Here is a 20,962-nt window from a genome sequence, read left to right on the forward strand (position 1 = left end):
TTACTCACCCGTCCGCCGCTCGTCAGCGAAGTAGCAAGCTACTTCCTGTTACCGCTCGACTTGCATGTGTTAGGCCTGCCGCCAGCGTTCAATCTGAGCCATGATCAAACTCTTCAATTTAAAGTTTTTGATGGCTCAATGAATACTGATTGAATATCGATAACTAGAAGCTAGTCATGATATTCGAATTGACTGTGCCAAATAATAAGTAAACTTAATATTTGTATTGGTCACTCAGTTCATTGATGCCAAATTCATTCTTACTTAAAAAGTAACAATGAATAGTTTTGACTATTCATTTCACGAGTGCCCACACAGATTGCATGGTCAAATTGTTAAAGAACATTCAGCGCAACACTTCGTGCTGGCTAGGCTGCGTATAATACGCTACCAAACTTTTCAGTCAAGCGTTATTTTAAATCTTTTAAAACCGCGCAAACACTGATGATAATAAACCAATAAATCACTTTTCAGCTAACTCATTAGAATCTTATCAAGATGCCGCCATTTACTTGTATCAATATAAGCAATAAAAGCTTAAATCAACCAACATAAAGTTAAGAACACCTTACCGACATGTTATACACAACTTGTGAATAACTTATTCAGCCGTTGTATTCCCTGTCGATGGAGCGGCATTATAGGGAGCCCAGAACAAAGCACAACCCTTTTCTTGATAATTATTGCCAAATGCTGCTTTTAAACACCAAAAGCCCTAAAAGAACACAAAATCACACCAAACTAGTCATTTCCCATTTGAAAGAACACGCAAGAATGAGTGTGGATCTAGTGTAGTAGATAAATATCAGACTCGGAGTATTGATCGTGCCCTTATTGAGTAAGAGCAGTAATAGTTAGTCGACCTTAATAATAAAAGAAGGATTCAGGAGATTTGCTCGATGATAAGTAAGCTCGGAGCCATCCAGCATACTGACTGTCGCCCCAGCACTTGCTGCTACACAATGACCTGCCGCAGTATCCCACATCATCGTTGGGCCTAAGCGCGGATAAAACTGAGCCCGCCCTTCTGCTACTAGACAAAATTTCAGAGAAGACCCCACTTCAGCTAACTTGTGCTCTCCCAATTGTTCCAAGAAAGCGGCTAAATCAGGGCTTGGATGTGAACGACTTCCTACGACCGTAGGTATAGAGGCAGTTCTAACTTTTATAATATCGCGACTAACCTTTGTTTGAAGCCAGGCATTTTTACCATCGGCTAACCACGTTTTCCCCAAGGCGGGCGCGTGTACCACAGCTAGAACAGGTACACCTTTCTCTATCAACGCAATATTGACCGTAAACTCACCGTTTCTCCGAATATATTCTTTGGTACCATCGAGAGGATCCACTAGCCAAAATGATTCCCAATGTTGGCGTTGCTGCCAATCAGCATGAACAGACTCTTCCGATAAGATAGGGATATTAGGCGTCAGGCGTGACAGTTGATCCAGAATAACCTGGTTCGCGGCAAGATCAGCTTCAGTCACTGGGCTCAAATCTGCCTTTTCTTGTACTTCGATATGACGATGATATCGCATCATAATGACATCACCTGCCGCGATAGCAATATCAACGATGGGTTCTAACAATCCTTTCACCTATACGCTCTCCTTTATAGTTAGCTAATAACGTTATGGCGCTGTAGCGCTTGAATGCACAACTCCACGGATTCAGACACAGTCTGTTCTCCAGCATTCAAGTGGATCTCTGGCTGTAGAGGCACTTGGTACTCTGAATCAATCCCTGTGAACTGTCTAATCTCACCTGCACGTGCTTTTTTATACAAGCCTTTAGGGTCACGCTTCTCACACTCAGCTAATGAAGTATCAACATAAACTTCAAAGAACTCATCTTTGCCGACTAACTCTCTGACCATTTGACGTTCTTCACGGTGAGGAGAGATAAACGCAGATAATACAATGAGTCCGGAGTCGACCATTAAGTTAGCGACCTCCCCAATTCGACGGATATTTTCGCGGCGATCTTGGGTTGAGAAGCCAAGGTCACGGCACAATCCATAGCGAACATTGTCACCATCGAGTAAATAAGTGTGGTACCCCAACTCAACTAACCGATTTTCTAATGCACCTGCAACCGTTGATTTGCCTGCACCACTCAACCCCGTAAACCATAACAGACAAGGTTTTTGTTTTTTCTGTTGAGCACGCTGCTGCTTCTCGACATGGTGCTGATGCCACACAATGTTGACTGATTCTTTCGTTTTCACATCCGTAGACATGTAAGACTCCATTCTATCTGTCGTTAAAAAGGAAATAACACAGGGATCAAGCCAAGGACAACAACCGAATAGACGATTGATAGCGGCAGACCAACCCGAACATAATCTCTAAGTTGATAATTCCCTATGGTGTAAACCAAAAGATTGGTTTGATAGCCATAAGGGGAAATAAAGCTCGCACTCGCTCCAAATAAAATCGCCATAATAAAAGGCATAGGATCTGCCCCTGAACTCACCGCTAGGCTGTAGGCAATCGGAAAAGATAAAGCCGCTGCAGCATTGTTAGTAACCAACTCTGTAAGAATAAGTGTCAGCAAATACACAGCCACTAAAGCCCCATAAAGTCCCCACCCATTGAGCGCTGTCATGAAGAGATCACCAATACGCTCCGATAAGCCACTCGATATCATTAACTGCGCCAATGACAAGGCAGAACCAACAATGACGACAATATCAAGCGGGAAGCGACGGCGAAGCTCAGCAAAAGAAATAATGCCAACAGCGACTAGGAGTAATAAGTAGCCAGCCAACCCTTTAATGATTGGAAAGCCCCCAACCAATGCGCCACCAATAACCGCCATAAAACCAAATAACACCGCGATACTTTTCTTGCTATCAAGGCGTGCACTCGAATCGAGTCCACTGACCAAAACAAATTCACGGTTCAATTGCTGCTTATTGGCATGAAAGGTTTTGCCTGGCACAACCACCAGCGTATCGCCAGCATGTAACTCAATATTCCCGAGACCACCCGCTAAACGTTCATGGCCCCGGCGAATGGCAACCACTACAGCATCGAAACGCTCACGAAATTTCACACTCTTTAATGTGTTTCCTCGGATCCCTGCTGAATGACTAACAATCACCTCCATCATGGATTGGCCATTAAGGTGATGCTGCCCGAACAACTGTAACCCGTCTATCTCTTGTAAGGTGGTAACACTTTCCACATCACCGCAAAATAATAGACGATCGCCCGCCTGTAATTTTGTATCAGGGCAGACGGGTGCGATAGTTTGTCCATCACGGATCACCTCCGCCAAAAATAAACGTCGCAGAGCACGCAACCCATTCTCAGCCACCGACTTCCCCGCCAAAGGTGAAAGCGGTTCTATTTTCGCTTCTAAAAAGTAAGGTAAGGCATCTTGCTGATGGTCATCATGGCTTGGTAAAAAGTAACTAAGAGGAATAACGATCAGCATACCCGCGACCAATACCGCTAACCCAATCAAGGTTGGCGCAAAGAAATTGAGGCTTGGCAGCCCGGCATCTTCAACAAAGCTATTGATAATTAGATTGGTTGAAGTGCCAATTAAAGTCAGGGTTCCCCCTAATATCGCTGCATACGACAGCGGGATCAGTAATTTAGAAGGCGCGTGGCGCTGGTTGCGTTTTACCGCACCAATCAAAGACACGACGACAGCTGTGTTATTGGTAAAAGAAGAGAGAAACGCAGTTGATAAGCCAAGTTTGGCAATCACACTCGATTGACCACCTCGTGAAATTTGCTGACCCACCCAACTGATCAAGCGCGTTTTTTCTAAGGCAATGGAAACAAGGATCAGTAATACCAATGTCAATAATGATGAATTCGTAAAATTACCGGCCAAGGTTACCAAATCAATCATATTGGTTTGGTAACCAATAAAAGCAGCCCCTGCAAACAGAAACGCCGGTTTGATCCGCGTTGTGAGCAAACAAGTAATTATCACCATTAGCATGGCAAGCACGATGCCTTGTTCCCAATTCATCGGCTACCCCAGCTTACTAATATCTTTCGCTTCCCAATGTGGGAAATGCTTACGTACCAGTGCATTAAATTCCAACTCAAACGCACTGATGTTTGCAGCACCAATGCTTTCACTATCTTGAGCTAAAGCTTGTTGGATCATGCCTGCCCCAACTGTCACATTGGTTAAGCGATCAATAATGATAAAACCGCCAGTATCGGTACTGTGTTGATAACCATCTACCGCTATCGCTTCAGTCAATGTCACTTCGCAAACACCAATACCATTGAGCGGTAATGTATCAGTCGAAAAGGTATCGAGGTTATTAATATCCACTTGATGACGAATAGCGTGCACCGAGCCTACGGTTTTCTTTCCGGCTATTTTTACATCATACTGACGACCCACCTCTAAGGGCGCTTCTGCCATCCAAACAATATCGGCTAGCATACGATCACTGAGGGGCACGTCATCATTTGCGGCAACGATGGTGTCACCACGACTGATATCAATCTCATCAGCTAATGTCAGGGTTACCGCCTGGCCGGGATAAGCTTGTGGCAAATCACCGTCAAAAGTGACAATACGCTCTACGACCGAGGCTTTACCCGATGGCAAGACTTTCACCGCATCACCAACTTTGATCACTCCAGTTGCGACCGTCCCCGCAAAACCTCGAAAATCGAGATTAGGACGATTTACATATTGCACGGGGAAGCGCAGGGCTTCACTTTCTCGCTCTTGGCCAAAATCGACATCCTCAAGCAAGGTGAGTAAAGAGTCCCCGTTATACCATGGTGTTTTACGGCTCAGGCTCACCACGTTATCGCCTTCAAGCGCAGACAAAGGCACTAACTGGATATCAATGTTACGATTGAGTTTCTGAGCAAAAGCCAGGTAATCCTCTTTGATCGACTCAAAGCGTGCTTGCTCGAACCCCACAAGGTCCATCTTATTAATCGCGACCACAAAATGGCGAATACCCAGTAAGCTGGCGATATAAGAATGGCGACGCGTTTGATCCAAGACCCCTTTGCGCGCATCAATCAGGATCACAGCAACATCACAGGTCGATGCCCCTGTCGCCATATTACGGGTGTACTGTTCATGGCCAGGGGTGTCAGCAATGATGAACTTACGCTTTTTGGTCGAAAAGTAGCGGTAAGCCACATCAATCGTGATCCCTTGCTCACGCTCTGCCTGCAATCCATCCACCAGCAGTGCGAGATCTGGTTTATCACCAGTTGTTCCCACTTTTTGGCTATCGGTATGAATCGCGGCAAGTTGATCTTCATAAATCTGGTGAGAATCGTGGAGCAAACGCCCAATTAAGGTACTCTTTCCATCATCCACGGAGCCACAGGTTAAAAAGCGCAGTAGTGACTTGTTATGGTGCTGGTCAAGGTAGGCTTCAATGCCCAGCTCAGCCACTTGTTGTTCAATAAGACTGTTCATCACTCTTTCCTTAGAAGTAACCCTGACGCTTTTTCAATTCCATTGAGCCTGATTGGTCGTGATCAATCGCTCGCCCTTGACGCTCACTGGATGTCGCGACCAGCATCTCTTCAATGATCCCTGGCAGCGTGTCGGCCTGCGATTCAATCGCCCCAGTTAGCGGGTAGCAGCCTAACGTGCGGAAGCGGACACTTTTTTGCTGAATACTTTCCCCTGGTTCGAGCTTCAACCGATCGTCATCAGCCATGATCAACATGCCATCTCGCTCTACCACAGGGCGGACATCAGACAAGTACAGAGGCACAATTTCGATACTCTCTAGGTAGATGTATTGCCAAATATCGAGCTCAGTCCAATTCGACAACGGAAAGACACGAATACTCTCGCCTTTGTTAATTTGGCCGTTATAGGTTTTCCATAATTCAGGACGCTGATTCTTCGGATCCCAGGTGTGGTTTTTATCGCGAAATGAATAAACACGTTCTTTAGCACGCGACTTTTCCTCATCACGGCGTGCTCCCCCAAATGCCGCATCAAAACCATACTTATCTAACGCCTGCTTTAACCCTTGGGTTTTCATAATATCGGTATGTTTTGATGACCCATGCTCAAAAGGGCTGATCCCCATCGCTAACCCCTCAGGGTTTTTATGTACCAATAGATCAAAACCGTATTTCTTTGCCGTGCGGTCACGAAATTCAATCATTTCGCGAAATTTCCAGTTGGTATCAACATGCAGCAAAGGAAATGGAATCTTGCCTGGGTAAAACGCTTTACGCGCCAGATGCAACATCACCGATGAATCTTTACCGATGGAATACATCATTACTGGGTTATCGAACTCAGCAGCGACTTCGCGAATAATATGTATACTCTCCGCTTCAAGCTGCTTGAGATGAGTTAATCGTTTCGGGTCCATCACTCTCTCCATGCTAAAGACTGACCACTGAACGTGGCTCTGGTTGAATATCCTGATTGCCAAACCAACGTAGTTTTTCTGATAGTGTCACGACCTCGCCCACCACGATTAATGACGGTGATGCCGCATTTTTTGCGAGTTCAGCCAGTTCACGTAACTGACCTTTAAAAATTTTCTGATTCTTTTGGGTACCGCGCTCAATGATGGCGATGGGGGTGTCGGGCTGACGACCGTATTGAAGTAGTTGTTGTTGGATGTGGCTCGATTTCATCAAGCCCATATAAATCACTAAGGTTTGTTTCCCGCGTGCCAATACCGACCAATCGAGGGGATCTGTGTCAGATTTGGTATGGCCAGTAATAAACATCGCAGTTTGCGCGTAATCGCGGTGAGTTAATGGGATCCCGGCATACGCCGTCGCCCCTGCAGCAGCGGTAATGCCGGGAACCACTTGGAAAGGGATGCCGGCATCAAACAAGACTTCAAGCTCTTCAGCCCCGCGACCAAACATAAAAGGGTCACCGCCTTTTAAGCGCACCACCCGCTTACCTTGCTGGGCATATTTAACGATTAAGCGGTTGGTTTCTTGTTGCGGCACACTGTGAAAGCCCGCACGTTTACCGACACAAACCAACTCTGCATCACGGCGGACTAAATCCATGATTTCATCTGAGACTAAATAGTCGTACAACACCACATCGGCTTGTTGCATCAACTGCAACGCCCGCAGGGTCAGTAAGCCAGCATCGCCAGGGCCTACACCAACCAGCGAGACCTCACCTTGCGGTTGCATCGTTTGTGATAAACGGATCAACTCTAATTGGGCATCTTGCTCTTTTCCTGCTGCTACGAGTTGCGAGAAACGCCCATCAAAGGCTTGCTCCCAAAACAAACGACGGGTAGCAAAGTCAGAAATGGTGCGCTTAAGGCAATCACGAAAACGCCCAGCGATGTTCGCCATTGCGCCTAAGTGTTGCGGCAATAGCGCTTCAATCTTTTCGCGGAGTAAACGCGCCAGTACAGGCGCTTTTCCTGAAGAGGAAATCGCAACCACAATCGGAGAACGATCAATAATCGAAGGAACAATAAAACTGCAGCGCTGAGTATCATCCACAACATTGACTAATACTTGGCGTTGATTGGCGGATTGATACACTAATGCATTCAGTGCTTTTCGCTCGGTCGCAGCGATAGCGAGAAAAATGCCGTCCAGTAATTCTGGCGTGAATTCGCTGGCAATGTGTGAGACTTGACGATTAGCGACAGCGGAAAGGAAATCGGCATTGAGTTCAGGCGCAACCACACGAACATCCGCTCCTGCTTTGAGCAGCATCTGCGTTTTTCGCCATGCGACAGTATCACCCCCCACCACCACACACGGTCGGTGCTTTAAATCTGCAAAAATTGGCAAGTAGTCCATGCCTGCGCCCTCTTTAATTCCTATTTAGAGCACTATAGACACAGCTTGATATTACCTGAAATTCTAAAATTGTATTTTTTATTCCAAAAAGTTCGCATGAAACCTAGAAATCAGAAATGAGAGAGCACACACAATAAATTACTGCTAATTCGGGTAAAAAAGGCGACAAATGTGCCTAATTGGAATGATGTGGCTCTTTACCTAGTTCTTTTGGATGTAAGTTATGCTGTTTTTTTCTTAAATAGCACGGGCGTCATCTAGACCGAAAATAAGAACTGCTGATGAGATAACATTTATCGCACTTAAAGCGAGAGTTACAGCACATTAAAGTAAGAATCAAACTTTCACTCGACATATTTTTTGTTACCTTAGCGCGGCTTTTCCTAACTCACTTTCTTGGAGTAAATCATGAAATTATCTGCCAAGCCTCTAACTATTGCGGTATTAGGTGGTTTATTGACAATGGCTGGTCCTGCAACAGCAGAAACCATTAAGCTACGTATTCTTGAAACCACTGACATTCACATGAATGTGATGGACTTTGACTACTACAAAGATAAGCCAACGCTGAAAACAGGCTTAGTTCGTACTGCAACATTGGTAAAAGAAGCACGTGCAGAAGTGACCAATAGCCTATTGGTTGATAACGGTGACTTACTTCAGGGCAGCCCAATGGGCGACTACATGGCTGACAAAGGCATTAAAATGGGTGAAATCCACCCTGCTTATAAAGCCATGAATCAGCTAGATTACGAAGTGGGTAACATTGGTAATCACGAATTCAACTATGGCTTAGAGTTTTTGAAAAACTCAATTGCGGGGGCAAATTTCCCATACGTCAATGCCAACGTTGTTGATATCAAAACAGGTAAGAACCTCTTCACGCCTTACATCATCAAATCACACACCTTAAAAGATACCGATGGTGTTGAGCACGAAGTAAAAGTGGGCTACATCGGTTTTGTACCACCACAAATCATGATTTGGGATAAGAAGAACCTTGAAGGCCGTGTTGATGCGCTAGATATCAAACAAACGGCTGAAAAGTATGTACCACAAATGAAAGCGGAAGGCGCAGACATCATTGTTGCTATCCCTCACTCAGGTATTTCTACTGATCCGTACAAAGTACAAGCCGAAAACTCTACTTACTACCTCACCGATGTTAAAGATATCGATGTGATTGCTTTTGGTCACTCGCATGCCGTTTTCCCAAGTAAGAGTTTTGCCAACGTACCTGGTGCTGATATCGAAAAAGGCACCATCAATGGCGTAGCGGCTGTTATGCCGGGTCGCTGGGGTGATCACCTTGGTGTCGTTGACCTTGTTCTTGAAAAAGAAGATGCTGGCTGGGAAGTGAGCGATGCGAAAACAGAAGCACGCCCAATTTTCGATAAAGAGAAACGCGTAGCACTTGTTGAAGCTGACAAGAAAATGGTGAAAGCCGTTGAAGCCGATCACAAAGCAACACGTACCTTTGTCAATCAACCGATAGGTAAAGCTAGCGATGTGATGTACAGCTACCTAGCATTGGTGCAAGACGACCCAACAGTACAAATTGTTAACCTTGCACAAAAAGACTACGTCGAGCGCTTTATTCAAGGTGACCCTGACCTAGATGGTATTCCTGTTCTTTCTGCTGCTGCACCATTTAAAGCGGGCGGCCGTGGTAACGATCCAACAAACTTCACCGAAGTAGAATCAGGCCAGCTAACGTTCCGTAACGCTGCCGACCTTTACCTATACCCAAATACACTTGTTGCCATGAAAGTAACAGGTAAAGAAGTGAAAGAGTGGCTTGAATGTTCTGCGGCGCAATTTAACCAAATTGATGTCAACAGCACAGCACAACAAGGCCTGATCAACTGGGATGGTTTCCGTACTTACAACTTTGATGTCATTGATGGCGTAAACTATGCCATCGACATTTCTCAGCCAGCACGTTACGACGGTGACTGCAAACTGGTGAATGCTGATGCTGAGCGTATCCAAACATTAACCTTTAATGGTAAGCCTGTAGATCCAAAACAAGACTTCATCATTGCGACCAACAACTACCGCGCATACAGCGGTAAGTTTGCGGGCACGGGTGAGAAATTTGTTGCGTTTGCATCGCCAGATGAAAACCGCACCGTTCTATCGGACTACATCAGCCGAGTGAGTAAAGAAAAAGGTCAAGTGATCCCAAGTGCAGACAACAACTGGCACTTTGCACCACTGAAAAGTGACAAAAAACTCAACGTCACTTTCGAAACATCACCGACAGATAAAGCCGCTGCGTTTATTAAAGAGAAAGGCGTCTACCCGATGACTAACGTTGGTTCAGACAAAGTAGGCTTTGCAGTTTACCGCATCGATCTACAAGCAAAATAACAGCCTCTCGTGCTATAAATAAAGACCGTCGCTTTTGCGGCGGTTTTTTTTGTTATGCTAGCTTCACTCTCACTTTTCAATGAATTCAGCATGAAAGCAGCATTGCATCATTTTTTACTGCAATTTGGGTTAAGCGATAAAGACGCTCAAGCCATTACCGCACAAGCAACCCCACTGGAACTACCAACTCGCCACATATTGATCCACCAAGGTCACACCGCAGAACACTTCTACTTTTTAGCGGAAGGGGTATGTCACGCGTGCTATTTAACGGAAGAAGGTCGCGCTTTTAGTAAAGAGTTCTACTGGGAACAAGAAACCATTATCGGTTTTGAAGCGCTAACCACCAATGGTCATTCCCCCTTTTTACTTGAAACGCTTGCCGCCAGTCGTATCTTGGCATTGCCTATTCGTTTACTCGAACAATGGCGCACCCAGCAGCACCCTTTATATACAGCCTTGCTCGAACGCCAGCTGACCTTCAAAGAAAACAAAGAGCGCTTTATGCTGATGTATAGCCCAGAAGAGCGCTATCAATTATTTACCAGCAACTTTGCACAACTGGACGCGCAGATCACCGATAAACAGCTTGCTTCTTATTTGGGTATTACCGCCACCAGCTTAAGTCGAATCAAAACACGATTAGACAGTGATAAAGAGCGGTAGAATTAACATAAGATAATGACAATCTGTGTGGAACGGTTTTAAATAAAATATCGCAACTATTTGTAATAATGATCGATCTTGAAGAGATGAGAATACCGTATGCAATGGCACTGTTTACCGTTTGAACAACTAACGACTCACCAACTGTATGATCTGCTAAAAGTGCGTGTTGATGTCTTTGTGGTAGAGCAAAATTGCCCTTACCATGAACTAGATGAGCACGACCGCCACCCAAATACACTGCATTTATTGGCTTACGATAATGACCAGTTAGTGGCGTATTTACGTCTTCTTCCTGCAGGTGTGACTTACGACAATGTAAGCATTGGACGAGTGTTAACGACAGCCAGTGCACGCGGAAAAGGGTTAGGTCATCAATTATTAACGAGGGCATTAGATGCCGCACAGAAGCAATGGCCAGATCAAACCATAGATATTGGCGCCCAAGACCACCTACAACAATATTATAAAGGTTACGGCTTTAGCGCTATTTCAGAGATGTACCTAGAGGATGATATTCCGCACATTGATATGCGATTGGAAAAAAACATTACTCGCTAATCGAGCTTCACTTCCTCATCAAGCAACAAAGCCGCATGATGCGGCTTTGTTATTTTATCGATAACCTCTGTCGTCCTATATCAGGAATACAGAACCTTTCTACTTACCTCGAGAAAAACTACCATCCGACAAACGGTAGTACATCACAGATTTACCACTAGTGGTTTCAATCTGAATCGCGTCAAGATCGCCAGACGCATTTTGCTTATAGCGGATCCACTGACCCGATTTGATTTTACTCAAAGGTTTATCTTTACCTTCAATCGCTGCCACCGCATACAAATCTGACAAAGGTAATGACTTTTCACGAAAAATATTTGCCAATGTCTGACCTTGCTGAATTTGATAACGCTGCCATTCCAGTTCAGGGGCTTTAGTGCTGGTCGATGCCACTTGGGTGGTCGTATTCGTGTGGTCGTTAGACCTAGTCATCGCTGGTGATACCGGCTCTAAACGCTGAATACGCTGTGGCGACACAGGCTCAGCTCGCTCTCCAACAGGCGGTAAATCATTGTTACCCAGATCTAATGACACCTCACGACGCACGCTGTCCGTCTCAGGCTCTGTCGTTACACTCGGGCTACTTGGCAATAACCATAATACAGTGACAACGGGCACTAAAACAGTCAGTGCACGGCGGTGAAGCCTAGGTAGCGCTAGCCAACGTTCACGAAGGGGCGCTAGCGCATCTAAACACTTTTCTTTCATCGCAGAGAGAGCCGCTCGATCAAACTGCAACTTCGGCAGTGTAAATTCGCTCTTTTTCTTTGAACGGCGTCTAGCCTGTCCCATAACTATTTCTCCATAACGAATACAGCAAAATACATCTACGACGCAAAAAGGGTGACAATTCTTAACAAGAGTTTACCCACAAGGGTTGAAACTGGTATCCTGCCTGCTTTATTGACTCTAATTAAGAGATGACAAAATGTCTGACGTTAAACTAGATACAGTTGAAACTAAAGCAAGCTACGGTATTGGTCTACAAATGGGCCAACAACTAGCACAAAGCGGTCTTGAAGGCCTTAACGTTGCAGCTATCGCTAAAGGTATCGCAACTTCTCTAACTGGCGACATGCCAGAAATCGAAGTTGACGACATCAACAACGCACTTCGCGATCTACACTCTCGTGCAGAAGAAGCACGTGCAGAGCAAGCTAAAGCAGCTGCTGCTGACGGCGAAGCTTTCCTAAAAGATAACGCACTACGCGAAGAAGTTACAGTAACTGAGTCTGGTCTTCAGTTCGAAGTGCTTGTTGAAGGCAACGGTGAAATCCCAACTTCAGACAAACAAGTTCGTGTTCACTACCACGGTCAACTAACTGACGGTACTGTATTCGATAGCTCTGTAACTCGCGGTCAACCTGCTGAGTTCCCTGTAACTGGCGTTATCGCTGGTTGGGTTGAAGCGCTACAAATGATGCCTGTAGGCTCTAAGTGGAAACTATACATCCCACAAAACCTAGCATACGGTGAGCGCGGTGCGGGTGCAGCTATCCCTCCATACGCAGCACTAGTATTCGAAGTTGAGCTTCTAGATATCCTGTAAGTTACCCGCTAACTTTCAGTTATAAAACGGCGCCCTTGCGCCGTTTTTTATATGTATTGTAACCCTCTATAGCTATAGCATTTTTTCATCAATTTATTTGCTACGAGTGCCACATTCTCCACTAGGCTTAATTACGTTACTGAGCATACGCGCATTTTATTTTACATAAATGCTTTTACGCTCCTAGCCTTGGTTAAATAGGAGAAAGCCATGAAGTTATTTGCCTCACGAAATCGTCTTTTCAGCACCATGCTAGCACTACTTGCTTGCCTGAGTTTAAGTACCGCCGCTAACGCATTCAGTTTTTCCGATCTGTTCGGTGGCAGTGACGAAAAAACAGAAGCAGCCAGTGAAGCACTAAGTAACCCGCTTACCGATATGCTGACAAGCCAGCTAGGCATCACTAACGAACAAGCAACCGGTGGTGCTGGTGCATTATTAGCGCTAGCAAGTAAACAGCTTACCGGTGATCAAGCCAGTGAGCTCACCAATATGATCCCTGGCGCCGATGGATTAATGGACGCATTACCCGCAGGGCTCGGTAGTATGATTACCAATGCAGAGAGCTTAAATACCGTTTTTTCCACACTAGGTATGGACCCAAGTATGGTCAGCCAATTCATTCCTGTCGTCATGCAATTTATGGGAGACCAAGGTGCTAGCGCAGGCTTAATGGAAGCTGTGGGCAAAATCTGGAACCCAGCCAGTTAAAACGCATTCTTAATTTTTTGCGCCGCATAGCATACAGGGTAGCCAAAGCTACCCTGTCAGAGTTATGTAAGCATTGAAAATAAAGGCGTTAGCCCCCCACTAGATACCAGAACCATCCGACTCGGCATCATCTTCATGTAAACCACATTCACGCTTTAAACCAAAGAAACGCGTTTCTTCTTCTTTCATTCCGGGCTCCCATTTCTGGGTGGTATGTACATCACCGACTGACATATAGCCTTGCTCATATAATGGGTGATAAGGCAGGTTATGACTCGTCAAATAAGCTTCTACGTCCTCATTGCTCCAATCAATTAACGGAAGAAACTTAAATACCCCGTTTTGGATCGCTAGCACAGGTAAAGACGCCCGTGTACTTGACTGTTCTCGACGTAAGCCTGAAAACCAGGTACCGACTTGCAGCTCATTAAGTGCACGACGCATGGGTTCAACTTTATTAAGTTTATTGTAAAGCTTTATGCCTTCAACACCCTGTTCCCATAGTTTTCCGTAACGTGCTTCCTGCCACGCAGGCGTCAACGATGAACGATACACTTGAACATTCAAGGATAAACGCGCTTTCAGCTCATCAATGAATAAGTAAGTTTCAGGAAACAAATACCCCGTGTCTGTCACTATCACCGGAATATCGGCTTTCACCTTGGTCACCAAGTGCAGCATCACCGCTGACTGAACGCCAAAACTAGACGCTAAGGCAAAATCACCTTGAAGGTGTTCAATTGCCCATCGCACACGATCTTGTGCTGATAGCACTTCGAGCTCTGCATTAATTTGTGCTAACTGAAGAATTTGATCGACCTTATTTAAAGCCAGTAAATCCTGTAATTGCCAACGTTTTGTCGGCGCGACTGTCGCTGAATTAGGCATAAAAATCCCTCTTAGAGACGAGCACTGGCGCAATAATGCCAGTACGAACAGTAAAATCACCAAAGCCTTCGTTTTCTTCACGCTCTAGCGCCCAACGTCCGACTAACTCATCAATATCCGCGAGTATTTGAGCGACAGTAATATTTTCTTTGTACATTTTAGGCACTCGGGTGCCATTGCGGTTACCACCAAGGTGCAAGTTATAGCGCCCCGGCGCTTTACCCACTAAGCCAATCTCAGCCAGCATGGCACGGCCACAGCCATTAGGACATCCCGTTACGCGGGTGATAATGTTTTCATCGGGTCCAAGCTGATGTTTCGCTAGAATGCCTTCAATATCAGTCACAAAGTCAGGTAAAAAGCGCTCAGCTTCCGCCATGGCTAATGGACAGGTCGGCAACGACACACATGCCATCGAATTTTTACGCTGCTCGGTAACACCATCATCAATCAAACCATGATCACGGGCGATCTTTTCGATCCTCGTTTTTTCAGCTGCAGGCACACCCGCGACAATAATATTTTGGTTTGCTGTCATACGAAAATCGCCTTTATGGACTTTCGCAATCTCAGCCATGCCGGTTTTTAGTGGTTTATTAGGGAAATCCAGCAAACGGCCATTTTCGATAAACAAGGCTAAATGGTGTTTACCATCGATGCCTTCTACCCAGCCAATGCGGTCACCACGATCGGTAAATTCATACGGACGGCTGGCGGCAAAAGTAACCCCAGCCCGTTTTTCCACTTCCGCCTTGAAAACATCAGAGCCTACACGATCTAAAGTGTACTTGGTTTTAGCATTTTTACGATTAGAGCGGTTCCCCCAATCTCGCTGGGTGGTCACTACCGCTTCTGCCACGGCAATGGTGTTTTCCAAAGCGATAAAACCAAAATCATCAGCACGGCGTGGATAGGTTGATTTATCACCGTGTGTCATGGCTAAGCCCCCGCCCACCAACACATTAAAGCCCACAAGCTTTCCTTCATCGGCAATGGCGACAAAGTTAAGATCATTTGCATGCACATCCACATCATTTTGCGGCGGGATCACCACGGTAGTTTTGAATTTACGCGGCAGATAGGTGCTCCCTAAAATCGGCTCTTCATCGGTCGTTTCAAGCTTTTCACCATCTAGCCAAATTTCCGCATACGCGCGAGTCTTGGGGAGTAAATGTTCGCTGATTTTCTTCGCCCATTCATAGGCTTCCTGATGTAACTCCGACTCAACAGGGTTTGTCGTACACAGCACATTACGGTTCACATCCCCCGCCGTTGCAATGGAATCGATGCCAATTTTATTGAGCGTTTGATGCATTAATTTAATATTGGGTTTCAACACCCCATGAAACTGAAACGTCTGACGCGTCGTTAAACGGATACTGCCGTACAAGCTATGCTCTGCTGCAAACTTATCAATCGCTAACCATTGGCTTGGTGTAATCACACCGCCAGGCATGCGCGCTCGCAGCATCACATTTTGCAAGGGTTCGAGTTTCTGCTTGGCACGTTCAGCACGAATATCACGATCATCTTGTTGATACATGCCATGAAAACGGATCAGTTGAAAATTGTCGCCTTGAAATGCCCCTGTGACAGGGTTCGCCAAATCTTCCACTATGGTGCCACGTAAGAAGTTACTTTCACGCTTAAGGCGTTCGTTATCTGCTAATTTTTGCTCACTCATTAGTACACATCCTTTTGATAACGCTTACTCTTACGTAACTCAGTTAAATAATGTTCGGCTTGCTCACGGCTTTGCTGGCCATGCTGCTCAATAATAGTGAGTAGCGCTTGATGGACATCTTTTGCCATCTGGTTGGCATCCCCACACACATAAACATGCGCGCCCTCTTGCAACCATTGCCATACTTTTGCTCCTTGTTCGAGCAATCGATGCTGCACATAAACTTTCTCAGCTTGATCACGGCTAAAAGCCACATCGATTTGATCCACCACACCCGCTTTCAGGTGCTTCTGCCATTCCACTTGATACAAGAAGTCTTCAGTGAAAGTACGATCGCCAAAGAACAGCCAGTTCTTTCCACTCGCATCACGGTTTTCACGCTCTTGAATAAAAGCACGAAATGGAGCAATACCAGTGCCAGGGCCCACCATAATGATCGGCGTGTCATCACTGTCGGGCAGTTTGAAATGCTTATTGGCCTCAACAAAAACGCGAACACTTTCGCCCTCTTCAAGGCGATGTGATAAAAAGCTTGATGCTCCGCCCTGTCGTGTTTCCTCACCTTGTTGATACTCAACCACAGCCACGGTTAGATGAACTTCTTCACCCACTTCTTGTTGGCTTGAAGCGATAGAATAGAGGCGAGGGGTCAAGCGACGTAGTAATCCTTGTAACTGTTCAGCAGTGAGTTTGGTTTTCTTTTCTGCCAATACATCTAATATTTGCGTCTTACCCGCATAAGTACGTAGCTTGTCTTTATCTGCCACCAGCTTTTCTAGTTTTTTGCTGCCTGACAAGGTGGCGTATTGAGTGACGAACTGCGGGTTCGCATTGGTAATTTCATAATGCTTAATCAGCGCCTGTAATAGCGGAAGTGATTCACCGTCGACTTCTAGCTGTGCATTGTCAACCAATCCAGCTTGCGCAATGATTTTAGCGGCGAGGTTAGAGTCATTGTCGTACCATACCCCCAGTGCATCGCCCGGCTGATAGCTTAATCCTGAACCTTCAAGATCAATCTCGATATGACGGACATCTTTGCCCGAATGACGCCCAGTGATCTTCTGACAGGTTAATAACGAAGCCTCAAACGGATGCTGCTTAGTGTATGTCGACACAGCCGCTTGGCTTTGACCAACAGGCAGTTGCACCACCTCAGCTTCCCCTGTTGATAAGGTTAGCTTCACTTTTTCTAATGCCGATGTACGCCATTGTGCGGCTTCAACTTCATAATCGACATCACAATCTAAACGCTCCAGTATCGACTCAGCACCTAGGTTAGCTAAGTAGCTATCGAAATCTTTGGCTGTTTGACAGAAAAACTCATAGCTCGAATCGCCGAGCCCAATCACTGCATATTTTAAGTGGGATAAATTCGGGGCTTTTTTTGACTGCAAAAATTCATGTAATTCAATCGCGTCATCAGGTGCTTCCCCTTCACCATGGGTTGAAGCCACAATTATGACATGAGTGGCTTTGGCTAAGTGTTTGCCTTTATAGTCACCCGCAGAAAAAATTTCCGCGCTCACACCTGTAGCATCCGCTTGTGCATGCAAAGCTTCCGCAAGCCCTTTGGCATTACCGGTTTGTGAAGCATAAATGATAGTTAGCTTATCGGCGGGCTGACTTGCCACCGCGGCAATAGACTGGCTCGCTGCTTGTGTTTGAGCTGCGGGTTGCGTTTGGCTTAATCCCCAAAAATAACCGCTGATCCATGCCATCTGCTGAGATGATAATTCTGATGTAGCCTGTTGAAGTTGATCTATTTGTTGATCATTGAGTGGGCTGGCTAAGGCCGACAGTTCCTTGAGTACCATGACACGACATTCCCTATACATTGCGTAAGGTTAGATTAGCCACTCAATGAAATAACAAGAAAGAATAGATAAGAATGTTTTATAACTTTTAGTAAGGATGAGACGCGTAAAAAGTCATCGACTCATGCAACAGAGAGTCAATATTTAGAAGCTATCTGCAATGCGGACTTGGTGAAAACCGACTTCAAATGCCCGTTCGCTCGCGGTATCAACGTCTTGGTAGCATTGTTCACTTCCCGCACCATCAGTCAACGGGACAAAACCACCACGGCGATGGCGAAACTCGACAATCCAACCATCTTCTTGGATCGACGGTTCAACCACGGCTTCGACTAAATCGCTGCGTGCATACAACCCTTGCAGTTCTGTTAATGTCATTAGTCTACTTCCTGATAACTCAGTCATCTATTAAAAATGGTACAAAACCGAGTAAACAGGCAACAAAAAAGCCACGATAATCGTGGCTTTTCATTCATTGGGGAGATCCCCTAAGGCTTTTGTACAACTAACAAGGTAAGTGTCGCGGTTAGATGTCTACTTCAACACCTAGGAACCAACCGTCATTCTTCACTTTTACAGAGTTGTAGCCGTTAATGAATGCAAAGTCATGATCCATCACGCGGTAACCCGCACGAAGATTTAGATCAACCAACAGTGGAATCGTCCACTTAACACCAACTTGTGCATCTACCGTTTTCGTATCGTCGTACGTACCGTAAGTCAGATCACCAAATGCAGACACTGGTGTCATTGGGATACCGATTTCACCCGCACCGTAAACCGCTGGTTGCCATTCGCTAAATGACTGGTTACCCACTTTACCAGCGTTGAATTTAGACATCACCACACCTAGATCCAGCGCAACTGCGTCGTTATCTAGAATTTCGTAGTAAGCCGTGTAATCAATTTGATTGAAAGACACAGTGCCGTTATCAACATCGCTGTAACGGATACGTGCATTGGGTACCAATGGAATAAAGTGCTCAAACGCAATGTGGAATGTGCCCATTGTTTTGTTTTCAGCATCTTGAGAGTGCGAAGCAATCTCTGTTTTACCGCCTGTAAACCATGCATCAGCACCTACTTTTACACCAAGAAGGGTAGCTGCTTGTGCTGGCATTGCTGCTGCAAATGCTACAGCAGCTGCCGCTGCTGTAAGAGTAAATTTGTTCATGCAGAGTCTCCGCTCTTATTTGTATGAAATTCGGGCGAGACTATACCAGATGCTGTACAAAATGACCCCATTTGATTTGTTAAACACTGCCTTTTATACAAAAAATAACAATCACCTGACCTAACTTATTGTTGAGTAAAACTCCAATCTAGCGTCGGTAATTCATGCGATCACGATGAGATTTATCAGCCTGATGTTCGCGGTAAAACCATACGCCTAAGGCAATAACAATAAGCCAAGGTAGCAACTTAAACATTACGCCTAACATGCCAATAACCGCCATCACAGCAAAGCCTGCCGCAACCGCTAAAAACATCCCGAGCATACTGATACCTGTAAATATCAGCACCATCGCAAATGTGAATAGAAATAAAACCTCAACCATAGATCCCCCTCAAACGCCCAATTAGGCAGACAACGACTCATAACTATTGGACAGCGTCTACTTAATGACAATATGACTCATTCATAACCTAGCATATAGACTGCACAAACTGCGCCACTTTCTAGCCAAAGAAATAAAGTACATATAATCAGCAATTTAAATTCAAAACATAAAAAAGAGCGATGGTTTTTCACCTATCGCTCTTTTTAATGTGGTCAATTTTGCCAATAACTTGGTTAAATCAACTACACATCCAATTCTGCAGGAATCTTTGCTACCGCTTGTTGCAGCACTTCAATGCCCGCACCCGGCTTGTGTGCATTTTCACTGATGTGACGACGCCACTGACGCGCACCTGGCAAGCCTTGGAATAAGCCCAACATATGGCGAGAGATATGACCAAGGTATGAACCATTCGCAAGTTGACGTTCAATATATGGGAACATCGCTTCAACTAACTCTCGCTGCTTAATAATAGGTTTCGTGCTACCAAATAAGCGTTGATCCACTTGCGCCATAATATATGGGTTCTGGTATGCCTCACGCCCGACCATAACGCCATCAAGGTGCTTTAAGTGTTCGTCCATTTCATCAAACGTCTTGATCCCGCCATTGATCGCCATTTTTAGATGCGGGAAATCACGTTTTAATTGGTAAACACGCGGGTAATCCAATGGTGGGATTTCACGGTTTTCTTTTGGACTTAACCCTTTTAACCATGCTTTTCGTGCATGAATGGTAAAATCATCACAACCGCTTTTCTCTGATACCGTCGAAATAAATTGAGTCAGAAATTCATAAGAATCTTGCTCATCAATACCGATACGTGTTTTCACCGTAACCGGAATATCAACCACTTCACGCATTGCAGAGACACATTGAGCAACTAAGTCGGCCTCACCCATTAAGCAAGCGCCAAACATCCCGTTTTGTACGCGATCAGAAGGGCAGCCAACATTAAGGTTAATTTCATCGTAACCACGCTCTTGTGCAAGCTGGGCACAACGCGCCAAATCCGCAGGGTTAGAGCCACCCAATTGCAGCGCTAATGGGTGCTCTTCTTCGTTATACGCAAGAAAGTCACCTTTACCATGAATAATCGCGCCTGTTGTCACCATTTCGGTATAAAGCAACGCATGCTCACTCATCAAACGGTGGAAGTAACGACAATGACGGTCAGTCCAATCCAACATGGGCGCGACAGAGAAACGGCAAGAGGGAAACTCCTCCTGGCGTGTAAATTCTGTGTGTAAATCGTCGCAACTCGCAACAGCACTGTTTGGCATTAGATAACCTCGTTAATCACCATTATTACGTTCTCACTCATGCAGGAGCTAAGAGTGAAAAATGACCACGAATTCTACCTTATTCATTGTTGTTTCCCAATTGGA

At 45.4% G+C, this 20,962-nt stretch carries 19 protein-coding genes and 1 rRNA gene; 5 read left to right on the top strand and 15 right to left on the bottom strand.

The features are described from left to right. From L4C35_RS21150 to cysG, 7 genes are all read right to left on the bottom strand, one after another. Positions 1–120: ribosomal RNA gene (locus L4C35_RS21150) — 16S ribosomal RNA — on the bottom strand; the annotation flags it as partial. A 734-nt stretch (positions 121–854) separates the two neighbouring features. Further along, positions 855–1,598 carry a 3'(2'),5'-bisphosphate nucleotidase CysQ gene (gene cysQ / locus L4C35_RS21155; protein ID WP_428464755.1) on the bottom strand — a complete coding sequence of 248 codons (744 nt, stop codon included), beginning with the start codon at positions 1,596–1,598 and terminating at the stop codon, positions 855–857. 20 nt (positions 1,599–1,618) lie between these two features. Further along, the gene (gene cysC, locus L4C35_RS21160) at positions 1,619–2,239 is read right to left on the bottom strand and encodes an adenylyl-sulfate kinase (protein ID WP_428464756.1); all 621 of its coding nucleotides are present in this window, start codon (positions 2,237–2,239) and stop codon (positions 1,619–1,621) included. A gap of 23 nt (positions 2,240–2,262) precedes the next feature. Beyond that, complete coding sequence (locus tag L4C35_RS21165) at positions 2,263–3,990, bottom strand: SLC13 family permease (RefSeq protein ID WP_428464757.1); 1,728 nt, start codon at positions 3,988–3,990, stop codon at positions 2,263–2,265. A 3-nt stretch (positions 3,991–3,993) separates the two neighbouring features. Then, positions 3,994–5,424 (bottom strand): sulfate adenylyltransferase subunit CysN, encoded by a 1,431-nt coding sequence (cysN, locus tag L4C35_RS21170; protein ID WP_428464758.1) that lies wholly within the window; start codon positions 5,422–5,424, stop codon positions 3,994–3,996. A 10-nt stretch (positions 5,425–5,434) separates the two neighbouring features. Continuing rightward, positions 5,435–6,343 carry a sulfate adenylyltransferase subunit CysD gene (cysD, locus tag L4C35_RS21175; RefSeq protein WP_048900403.1) on the bottom strand — a complete coding sequence of 303 codons (909 nt, stop codon included), beginning with the start codon at positions 6,341–6,343 and terminating at the stop codon, positions 5,435–5,437. A gap of 13 nt (positions 6,344–6,356) precedes the next feature. Beyond that, positions 6,357–7,763 carry a siroheme synthase CysG gene (gene cysG, locus L4C35_RS21180; RefSeq protein ID WP_428464759.1) on the bottom strand — a complete coding sequence of 469 codons (1,407 nt, stop codon included), beginning with the start codon at positions 7,761–7,763 and terminating at the stop codon, positions 6,357–6,359. 408 nt (positions 7,764–8,171) lie between these two features. Here cysG and L4C35_RS21185 point away from each other — a divergent pair, with 408 nt between their 5' ends. From L4C35_RS21185 to L4C35_RS21195, 3 genes are all read left to right on the top strand, one after another. Beyond that, positions 8,172–10,136, top strand: coding sequence for a bifunctional 2',3'-cyclic-nucleotide 2'-phosphodiesterase/3'-nucleotidase (locus L4C35_RS21185; RefSeq protein WP_428464760.1), 1,965 nt, complete (start codon positions 8,172–8,174; stop codon positions 10,134–10,136). Between the two features lie 90 nt (positions 10,137–10,226). After that, on the top strand, positions 10,227–10,802 hold the full coding sequence (locus tag L4C35_RS21190; protein WP_428464761.1) for a Crp/Fnr family transcriptional regulator: 576 nt from the start codon (positions 10,227–10,229) through the stop codon (positions 10,800–10,802). Between the two features lie 99 nt (positions 10,803–10,901). Further along, on the top strand, positions 10,902–11,363 hold the full coding sequence (locus tag L4C35_RS21195; protein ID WP_428464762.1) for a GNAT family N-acetyltransferase: 462 nt from the start codon (positions 10,902–10,904) through the stop codon (positions 11,361–11,363). Between the two features lie 99 nt (positions 11,364–11,462). On the opposite strand, the gene L4C35_RS21200 is transcribed toward L4C35_RS21195, so the two are convergent. Next, on the bottom strand, positions 11,463–12,155 hold the full coding sequence (locus tag L4C35_RS21200) for a LysM-like peptidoglycan-binding domain-containing protein (RefSeq protein WP_428464763.1): 693 nt from the start codon (positions 12,153–12,155) through the stop codon (positions 11,463–11,465). Positions 12,156–12,291: 136 nt separating this feature from the next. Here L4C35_RS21200 and bamJ point away from each other — a divergent pair, with 136 nt between their 5' ends. Then, entirely contained in the window at positions 12,292–12,912 is a 621-nt protein-coding gene (bamJ, locus tag L4C35_RS21205; protein WP_428464764.1) for a BamJ family beta-barrel-assembly machinery protein, read from the top strand. Between the two features lie 210 nt (positions 12,913–13,122). Further along, positions 13,123–13,623, top strand: coding sequence for a DUF2780 domain-containing protein (locus L4C35_RS21210; RefSeq protein WP_428464765.1), 501 nt, complete (start codon positions 13,123–13,125; stop codon positions 13,621–13,623). Between the two features lie 99 nt (positions 13,624–13,722). Here L4C35_RS21210 and L4C35_RS21215 read toward each other — a convergent pair whose 3' ends face one another. From L4C35_RS21215 to dusA, 7 genes are all read right to left on the bottom strand, one after another. Continuing rightward, positions 13,723–14,511: a phosphoadenylyl-sulfate reductase gene (locus L4C35_RS21215; protein ID WP_428464766.1), complete on the bottom strand. Its 789-nt coding sequence runs from the start codon at positions 14,509–14,511 to the stop codon at positions 13,723–13,725. Further along, complete coding sequence (cysI, locus tag L4C35_RS21220) at positions 14,504–16,195, bottom strand: assimilatory sulfite reductase (NADPH) hemoprotein subunit (protein ID WP_428464767.1); 1,692 nt, start codon at positions 16,193–16,195, stop codon at positions 14,504–14,506. Before cysI ends, L4C35_RS21215 begins: the two co-directional genes overlap by 8 nt. Continuing rightward, complete coding sequence (locus L4C35_RS21225; protein WP_428464768.1) at positions 16,195–18,012, bottom strand: assimilatory sulfite reductase (NADPH) flavoprotein subunit; 1,818 nt, start codon at positions 18,010–18,012, stop codon at positions 16,195–16,197. The genes cysI and L4C35_RS21225 overlap by 1 nt, the downstream gene beginning before the upstream one ends. 144 nt (positions 18,013–18,156) lie before the next feature. Beyond that, positions 18,157–18,390 carry a hypothetical protein gene (locus tag L4C35_RS21230; protein ID WP_048900394.1) on the bottom strand — a complete coding sequence of 78 codons (234 nt, stop codon included), beginning with the start codon at positions 18,388–18,390 and terminating at the stop codon, positions 18,157–18,159. Between the two features lie 148 nt (positions 18,391–18,538). Continuing rightward, complete coding sequence (locus L4C35_RS21235; RefSeq protein ID WP_428464769.1) at positions 18,539–19,186, bottom strand: TIGR04219 family outer membrane beta-barrel protein; 648 nt, start codon at positions 19,184–19,186, stop codon at positions 18,539–18,541. Between the two features lie 148 nt (positions 19,187–19,334). Next, positions 19,335–19,571: an envelope stress response protein PspG gene (gene pspG, locus L4C35_RS21240; RefSeq protein WP_428464770.1), complete on the bottom strand. Its 237-nt coding sequence runs from the start codon at positions 19,569–19,571 to the stop codon at positions 19,335–19,337. A 245-nt stretch (positions 19,572–19,816) separates the two neighbouring features. Further along, a complete protein-coding gene (dusA, locus tag L4C35_RS21245; RefSeq protein ID WP_428464771.1) occupies positions 19,817–20,857 on the bottom strand; it encodes a tRNA dihydrouridine(20/20a) synthase DusA in 1,041 nt (346 codons plus the stop codon). Positions 20,858–20,962: the final 105 nt, after the last annotated feature.

The sequence above is a fragment of the Photobacterium kagoshimensis genome, assembly GCF_050337045.1.
Lineage (GTDB): Bacteria > Pseudomonadota > Gammaproteobacteria > Enterobacterales > Vibrionaceae > Photobacterium > Photobacterium kagoshimensis.

Coding starts and splice junctions, on each gene's coding strand:
- L4C35_RS21200 (WP_428464763.1), bottom strand. CDS start 12,155: ATGGGACAGGCTAGACGCCGTTCAAAGAAAAAGAGCGAATTTACACTG.
- pspG (WP_428464770.1), bottom strand. CDS start 19,571: ATGGTTGAGGTTTTATTTCTATTCACATTTGCGATGGTGCTGATATTT.
- cysD (WP_048900403.1), bottom strand. CDS start 6,343: ATGGACCCGAAACGATTAACTCATCTCAAGCAGCTTGAAGCGGAGAGT.
- L4C35_RS21215 (WP_428464766.1), bottom strand. CDS start 14,511: ATGCCTAATTCAGCGACAGTCGCGCCGACAAAACGTTGGCAATTACAG.
- L4C35_RS21185 (WP_428464760.1), top strand. CDS start 8,172: ATGAAATTATCTGCCAAGCCTCTAACTATTGCGGTATTAGGTGGTTTA.
- L4C35_RS21210 (WP_428464765.1), top strand. CDS start 13,123: ATGAAGTTATTTGCCTCACGAAATCGTCTTTTCAGCACCATGCTAGCA.
- cysN (WP_428464758.1), bottom strand. CDS start 5,424: ATGAACAGTCTTATTGAACAACAAGTGGCTGAGCTGGGCATTGAAGCC.
- L4C35_RS21165 (WP_428464757.1), bottom strand. CDS start 3,990: ATGAATTGGGAACAAGGCATCGTGCTTGCCATGCTAATGGTGATAATT.
- L4C35_RS21190 (WP_428464761.1), top strand. CDS start 10,227: ATGAAAGCAGCATTGCATCATTTTTTACTGCAATTTGGGTTAAGCGAT.
- L4C35_RS21225 (WP_428464768.1), bottom strand. CDS start 18,012: ATGGTACTCAAGGAACTGTCGGCCTTAGCCAGCCCACTCAATGATCAA.
- L4C35_RS21235 (WP_428464769.1), bottom strand. CDS start 19,186: ATGAACAAATTTACTCTTACAGCAGCGGCAGCTGCTGTAGCATTTGCA.
- L4C35_RS21195 (WP_428464762.1), top strand. CDS start 10,902: ATGCAATGGCACTGTTTACCGTTTGAACAACTAACGACTCACCAACTG.
- cysC (WP_428464756.1), bottom strand. CDS start 2,239: ATGTCTACGGATGTGAAAACGAAAGAATCAGTCAACATTGTGTGGCAT.
- dusA (WP_428464771.1), bottom strand. CDS start 20,857: ATGCCAAACAGTGCTGTTGCGAGTTGCGACGATTTACACACAGAATTT.
- bamJ (WP_428464764.1), top strand. CDS start 12,292: ATGTCTGACGTTAAACTAGATACAGTTGAAACTAAAGCAAGCTACGGT.
- cysG (WP_428464759.1), bottom strand. CDS start 7,763: ATGGACTACTTGCCAATTTTTGCAGATTTAAAGCACCGACCGTGTGTG.
- cysI (WP_428464767.1), bottom strand. CDS start 16,195: ATGAGTGAGCAAAAATTAGCAGATAACGAACGCCTTAAGCGTGAAAGT.
- L4C35_RS21230 (WP_048900394.1), bottom strand. CDS start 18,390: ATGACATTAACAGAACTGCAAGGGTTGTATGCACGCAGCGATTTAGTC.